Source organism: Chroococcidiopsis sp. CCALA 051, assembly GCF_003015105.1.
Taxonomy (GTDB): domain Bacteria; phylum Cyanobacteriota; class Cyanobacteriia; order Cyanobacteriales; family Chroococcidiopsidaceae; genus Chroococcidiopsis; species Chroococcidiopsis thermalis.
In genome coordinates this window covers 1-5854 of the sequence record NZ_PYCI01000220.1, presented here as the reverse complement: position 1 = coordinate 5854, position 5854 = coordinate 1, and the positions used below count along the sequence as shown (strand labels likewise).

General features: G+C 45.5%; 5 protein-coding genes. 3 read left to right on the top strand and 2 right to left on the bottom strand.

Annotated elements, in window-relative coordinates:
* Positions 1-143: 143 nt before the first annotated feature.
* Together C7Y66_RS29645 and C7Y66_RS29640 are read right to left on the bottom strand one after the other, a co-directional pair.
* Entirely contained in the window at positions 144-821 is a 678-nt protein-coding gene (locus tag C7Y66_RS29645; protein WP_106548281.1) for a response regulator transcription factor, read from the bottom strand.
* Between the two features lie 176 nt (positions 822-997).
* Positions 998-2092 (bottom strand): response regulator, encoded by a 1095-nt coding sequence (locus C7Y66_RS29640; protein WP_106548280.1) that lies wholly within the window; start codon positions 2090-2092, stop codon positions 998-1000.
* A 169-nt stretch (positions 2093-2261) separates the two neighbouring features.
* Between C7Y66_RS29640 and C7Y66_RS29635 the strand changes: the two genes are divergently transcribed.
* The 3 genes from C7Y66_RS29635 to C7Y66_RS29625 form a co-directional block, all read left to right on the top strand.
* On the top strand, positions 2262-3290 hold the full coding sequence (locus tag C7Y66_RS29635; RefSeq protein WP_106548279.1) for a cytochrome-c peroxidase: 1029 nt from the start codon (positions 2262-2264) through the stop codon (positions 3288-3290).
* Positions 3291-3309: 19 nt separating this feature from the next.
* Entirely contained in the window at positions 3310-4065 is a 756-nt protein-coding gene (locus C7Y66_RS29630; RefSeq protein WP_106548278.1) for a red chlorophyll catabolite reductase, read from the top strand.
* Positions 4059-5854: DAHL domain-containing protein (locus C7Y66_RS29625; protein WP_199197726.1), on the top strand; the 1796-nt coding region annotated here is incomplete at its 3' end. The genes C7Y66_RS29630 and C7Y66_RS29625, both read left to right, overlap by 7 nt.

The window sequence follows — 5854 nt, the reverse complement described above, 5'->3', positions numbered from 1 at the left end:
TTTCTACCATGACAAATGTAATGGTAATTGGTAATTGGTAATTGGTAATTGGTTAAAAGGCAAGAGGCAAGAGGCAAGAGGCGAGTGGTAAATTTTGAATTTTGAATGCGTGAATTTTGACTTGTCTTGCTCCCTCAGCTCCCTCAGCTCTCTTCTAGCCAGGAGAGAAATGCATTGGCAATAATTGCGGCTTGGGTGCGATCGCGTAAATTCAAGCGTGTCAAAATTCGAGAAATATGATTTCTGACTGTCCCTTCAGAAAGAAAAAGCGTCTGAGCGATTTCTCGATTGCTAGCACCTGCGGCGATTTGGCGTAACACCTGTCGTTCGCGTTGCGTTAGTTCTGTAAATCCTGGTGGCGGTTCTTCTGGGGATGGAGTTGGTGCTGGGGAGGGTGTCGTGGGAGCAATTTTTTCGATAATGCCAGGACCAAATTGAGTATATCCTTTATGAACGCTGCGGAGGGCTTCTGCTAGTTCCTCCGCAGGAGTATCTTTCAATAAATATCCCTTCGCACCAAAGCGTAGAGCTTCCGATACATAATTGGCATCGTCAAATGTAGTTAGAACTAAAACTTTAATATTGGTAAATTCCTGGCACATTTGTTGAGTTGCCGTCACGCCATCCATAACTGGCATCCGAATATCCATGAGGACAATATCTGGTGGATCGGATTTGGCGTATAGCGATCTGACTGCGTCAATTGCTTGCTGTCCGTTACTAGCTTCTCCCACTACTTGCAAGTCAGGTTTAATTTCCAGCAAGGTTTTCAAGCCGCGTCGGACAATTTCTTGATCTTCAACTAGTAGCACCCGGATCATTTTAATTGGTAATTGGTAATTGGTAATTGGTAGTTGGTAATTGGTATTTATACTATTCACCACGCACCAGGCACTACTCTCGATCTCTACTCCCGACTCCGGTACGGGCAGGTTTATCCGCAGAACTCTTTGTTTTAGTAAAAGTATGCTCTAAAAACCCGCCCCTACACGACTCCCTATTTTCTAGGGAATCTGGCTGTAATTCTACAACCTTTGCCAGGTGCGCTGGTAATTTCTAATTGCCCACCGATCGCTGTCACTCGTTCGCGCATTCCCTGCAATCCGAAGCCATTCTGGTTTTCATCGGCACAAAAGCCGTCACCGTTATCTTGTAGCTTCAGTGATAGCTCGGTGGGCGTGGTTTGAATTTGTAACTGGACAGATGTAGCTTTTGCATGTTTGCAGATATTTGTCAATCCTTCTTGCACGATTCGATATACCACAGTATTTACTGAGTTAGAAAAGGGAAGGGAGAGATCGAGCTGACACTCAGGGGCAATGCCTGTTGTGTGATGAAATTCTGCGATTAAGGCAGCGATCGCCCGATCTAATAATTGACCTTGCAGCGGATCTGACCTAATATCTGTTACCGAACGGCGCACGGCGTTTAATGCCTCAGTGCCTAGTTTTTTTGCTTCGCCCAGAAACTCAAAAGCGCGATCGGGTGCTGTTTGCCAAAGCGTTAGCGCGGTTTCCATTTGAATGTTGAGTCCGACTAGAATATGTCCCAGAGAGTCGTGAATGTCACGGGCGATGCGATGGCGTTCTTCTATTGCAGTCATTGCTTCGATCCGCTGGTTTAACGTCCGTTCCTGTTCCAAGGCGCGGCGGAGATCGGCTTCTGCTTGCTGCAAGCGATCGTTTTGGGTTTGTAATGCTACTTGCATCCGACGTAAGAAAAGCTGCGTTTCAATGCGGGCAAAAACTTCCTCTTCTTGAAATGGTTTGGTGATGTAATCGACTCCACCAAATGTAAAGGCTTTGACTTTATCCAAAACTTCGTTTAACGCACTAATAAAAATGATGGGAATATTTTGAGTCAGATGATTTGCTTTGAGGCGCTGACAAACTTCATACCCGTTCATTTCCGGCATATTAATATCTAATAAGATCAAGTCTGGGGGCTGTGCCTGCGCTCCCATTAAAGCCGCCGATCCGCTCATCACTGCGCGTATTTCATAACCGCGATCGCTCAACATGGCAGATAATAACCGTAGGTTATCCGGCTTGTCATCGACGATCAGAATATCTCCATTTTTCTTATTCTGCATAAAAATAATCGACTCGTCTGATAATTATATAGAGTAATCCGACTGGATTCATGAGATCTTGCGTAATGGTTGTTATTCGTCACTAGTCATTCGTAAATACAAATGACTAGTGACGAATAACAAATGACAAAAGTATATAAATTGGCAACTTAACAAAAACTTCTTATTGATGACTAAGCAAGTTCTTCGCAGGATATATCTCGTTGCATTGGTATTTTTGGCAACATTGGTAGCCATTTGGTGGCAACGCATCCAAACGCCCCAACCAATGAGAGAAGCTGTGTTTGAACGCATAGAAACCGTACAAGTCGATGAACCGATTCAACCAATTCCACTCCAGATTTCCTTGGATCGAGGTAAGGTGGCGTTGGGCGAGCAACTGTTTCACGATCGGCGACTCTCCTCAGATAATAAAATTTCTTGCCTCAGTTGTCACGCTCTCAATCGCGGAGGGGCAGATCATAAGGCTTTTTCAATTGGCGTGAATGATACGGTAGGTAATATTAACACCCCGACCGTCTATAATTCAGCATTTAATGCTTACTTGAATTGGAATGGGAAATTTGCCACGTTGGAAGACTTCACCACAGCCGTGATTCAAAATCCAAAAGCAATGGGAATTCAATGGCAAGTTTTGCTGCCAAAGTTGCAACGGGTTCCAGACTATATACGGGCGTTTAACCAAAATTATCCTGATGGTTTGACAGCCACAAATGTTGTAGATGCGATCGCCACTTATTTGCGATCGCTATACACTCCCAATTCGCGCTTCGATCGCTACTTACGCGGCGATAAATCTGCGATTAATGCTACAGAAAAAGAAGGCTATCGACTATTCCAAGCTTACGGTTGCGTTAGTTGCCATCAAGGAATGAATGTGGGAGGCAATTTGTTTCAAAAGTTTGGCATTATGGGCGACTATTTCCGCGATCGCGGTAAGATTACGAAAGTAGATTTAGGGCGCTATAACGTCACTCAAAATGAGGCGGACATGTTTGTCTTTCGCGTCCCTAGCCTTCGCAACGTTGCCTTAACAGCACCCTATTTTCACGATGGTTCCGCTCGGACGTTAGAACAAGCAATTAATATCATGGCAAAGTATCAACTAGGGCGATCGCTTTCTGCTAAAGATACCCAGTTAATCGTTCAGTTCCTCCGCACTCTCACGGGAGAGCATCCGGCGCTAGGTCAAAAATGAAAGTTCGTGGAGTATCGTCATGATTTTAGAGCGCGTGACTGTATTCGATCGTCTACGAGAAATTCAAGGTGAACTGTATCAAAAGTTAACAGATCGCTTCGATTTGCGTCCTGAGCCTGCTAATCATCCGCTCCAGAGCTTTTGCAGTCCCGATCGCAGCGTTACAGGCTCGCTGCAAACGTTTACAGGCACAAATATTGATTGGCTGGTGTACTCGTTTCTCCATGCTGCCAAGACAGGATTTTGTGCAATGCGCCTGACAACCTGGCTCAGCCCGCAGATTCGCGTGCCTCACTTGGTATTTGAGTTTGGCACGATGCCCAATGTGTTTTTATACATGGACTACGTTCCTAGAGTCGATTTATGGTCTGATTTGGAGTATGTAGAGCAGTTTTACGAACCGCTCGATTCAACATATCTCAAATGGCGGGACGAACCCAATTTTTCCCTATTTGTGAGTAAAGGCTTATACGTGCGGCAATTTCAATCACCAGCCCATCTCTGTTTTACTTGTGCTGGTACGGAAGATTCTCTAGCCGCAATCCGCACGACAGCCCATGAAATGTGCGATCGCTGGTTAACTTGGATCGAGCAAGCGGAACCCGTTCCGGTTGAAGATCGGGCTGCTTTAGCACAACGCGATCTGCGGTTGCGTCAGATTAGTGCAGAACGCGATCCAGATAACGCTATCGCTGCAAAAATTTTCGGTGCGGAACTGACAGAGAAATTAGTGCGATCGCTCTGGAATCGAGAATCTATTAGCGAACTATGTTGACTTCACGCCTGCTGCGTTTGAAAAAATTCACTTCTGCCCTGAGTGACTATTTGCTGCCAACGGGTGCAGTCATCTTATTTTTACTGCTGTGGATGAAGTCACAAGCGATCGAGCCCAATCGACACAATCGCTACATTAGCAATTTACTACGAATTCAAGAACTCGATGCGCGGATAAATCAAAATGTCTTGCAAGCACGGTTGGGATTGCTGCCGTACTACGATCCCATCGTACATGAATTGGCAAAACTAAAACGAATTCAAGCAGATTTACAACAAATTCCGGCGTTTATTGATGCAGGCGAACGACAGTCAATCGATCGCGCTATTAAACTACATATTCAACTCTATCAGGACAAGGAAAGCCAGATCGAACAGTTTAAGTCTCAAATAGCTATTTTGCGTAATTCTGAATCATATTTTCCTGTTTCTGTCAATAGTTTGCTCCAGAATCAGACGATCGATCCAACTTTAGCAGATCTTCTGAATAAATTATTGCAGGACGTACTGTTATTCAACCTCACCACCAGCCAAGAATTAAAACCAGAGATTGAAGATACAATTTCTCAAATTCTGGCTGTATCTCGCCCTACGGCTCAACGTGCGGATGTAAAACGAGCGATCGCCCATGCGCGAATCATCTTAGCGCGCCGTCCCCAAGGAGATCGCTTAGTAAATAACATATTGTCGCTACCGACTGGCGATCGCGGTGAAGACATTGCCCAAACTTACTACAACGCCTATCAACAAGCACTCGATACTGCAAGTCTGAATCGACTGGCACTTTATCTACTCTCTACATTACTAGTCATTGGAATTGCCACTTCAATTATTTGGAAACTCCGCACCTCTGCGATCGCCGTACAACAAAGCGAAGTAAAATTACGGGCAATTTTTGAGAACTCCCTGTTCGGCATTTTTCGCGTGCGGCTGGAAGATGGCTTAATTTTGGCTGCCAACCAGCGATGTGCAAATATGCTTGGGTGTGATTCGGCAGCAGAGATCGTCGGACATAAGGGTGCTATCGATTTTTACGTCGATCCTAGCCAACGTCAGCAAATGCTCGAAATCGTTCAACAGCAAGGCGAAATTAATAACTTCGAGCAGCAATTTCGCTGCCAAGACGGGACGACATTCTGGGGGTTATTTTCGGCACGGTTAAACGTTGCAGAAGGATGTTTGGAGGGTGCGATCGCCGATATTAGCGATCGCAAAGCTGCTGAAGCCGCTTTAGCGCAGGCAAAAGAAGCCGCAGAAGTCGCAAATCATGCCAAAACTAAGTTTCTCTCTCACATGAGTCACGAATTACGCACTCCCTTAAGCGTAATTTTAGGCTTTACGCAACTCCTGACTCGCAGCAACCAACTCGATCCCAAACAACAGGAATATCTCGATACAATTAGCCGCAGTGGGGAACACCTCCTCGCCTTAATTAACGACGTATTGGAAATGTCCAAAATTGAAGCAGACAGAATTACGCTCAACGAGCAAGATTTCAACCTGCATCATTTACTGGATGGACTGCAACAAATGTTTCAATTGAGAGCCACATCCAAAGGGTTAGAATTTATCGTCGAGCGATCGCCCGATCTACCTGAATGCATTCGCACCGACGAAAGTAAACTGCGTCAGGTTTTAGTCAATCTAATTGGCAACGCGATTAAATTTACTCAGGCTGGAAGTGTAACTCTGCGCGTTAGTTTGGGGAGTCGGGAGTCGGGAGCAGGGAGCAGGGGGGACAAGGGGGACAAGGGGGAACTCGCTCTTCCCCGCGACCGAAGGGAGTGGGG

Excerpts from the sequence above, each read along its gene's own strand:
- C7Y66_RS29640 (WP_106548280.1), bottom strand. The coding sequence starts at position 2,092 with ATGCAGAATAAGAAAAATGGAGATATTCTGATCGTCGATGACAAGCCG.
- C7Y66_RS29645 (WP_106548281.1), bottom strand. The coding sequence starts at position 821 with ATGATCCGGGTGCTACTAGTTGAAGATCAAGAAATTGTCCGACGCGGC.
- C7Y66_RS29630 (WP_106548278.1), top strand. The coding sequence starts at position 3,310 with ATGATTTTAGAGCGCGTGACTGTATTCGATCGTCTACGAGAAATTCAA.
- C7Y66_RS29635 (WP_106548279.1), top strand. The coding sequence starts at position 2,262 with ATGACTAAGCAAGTTCTTCGCAGGATATATCTCGTTGCATTGGTATTT.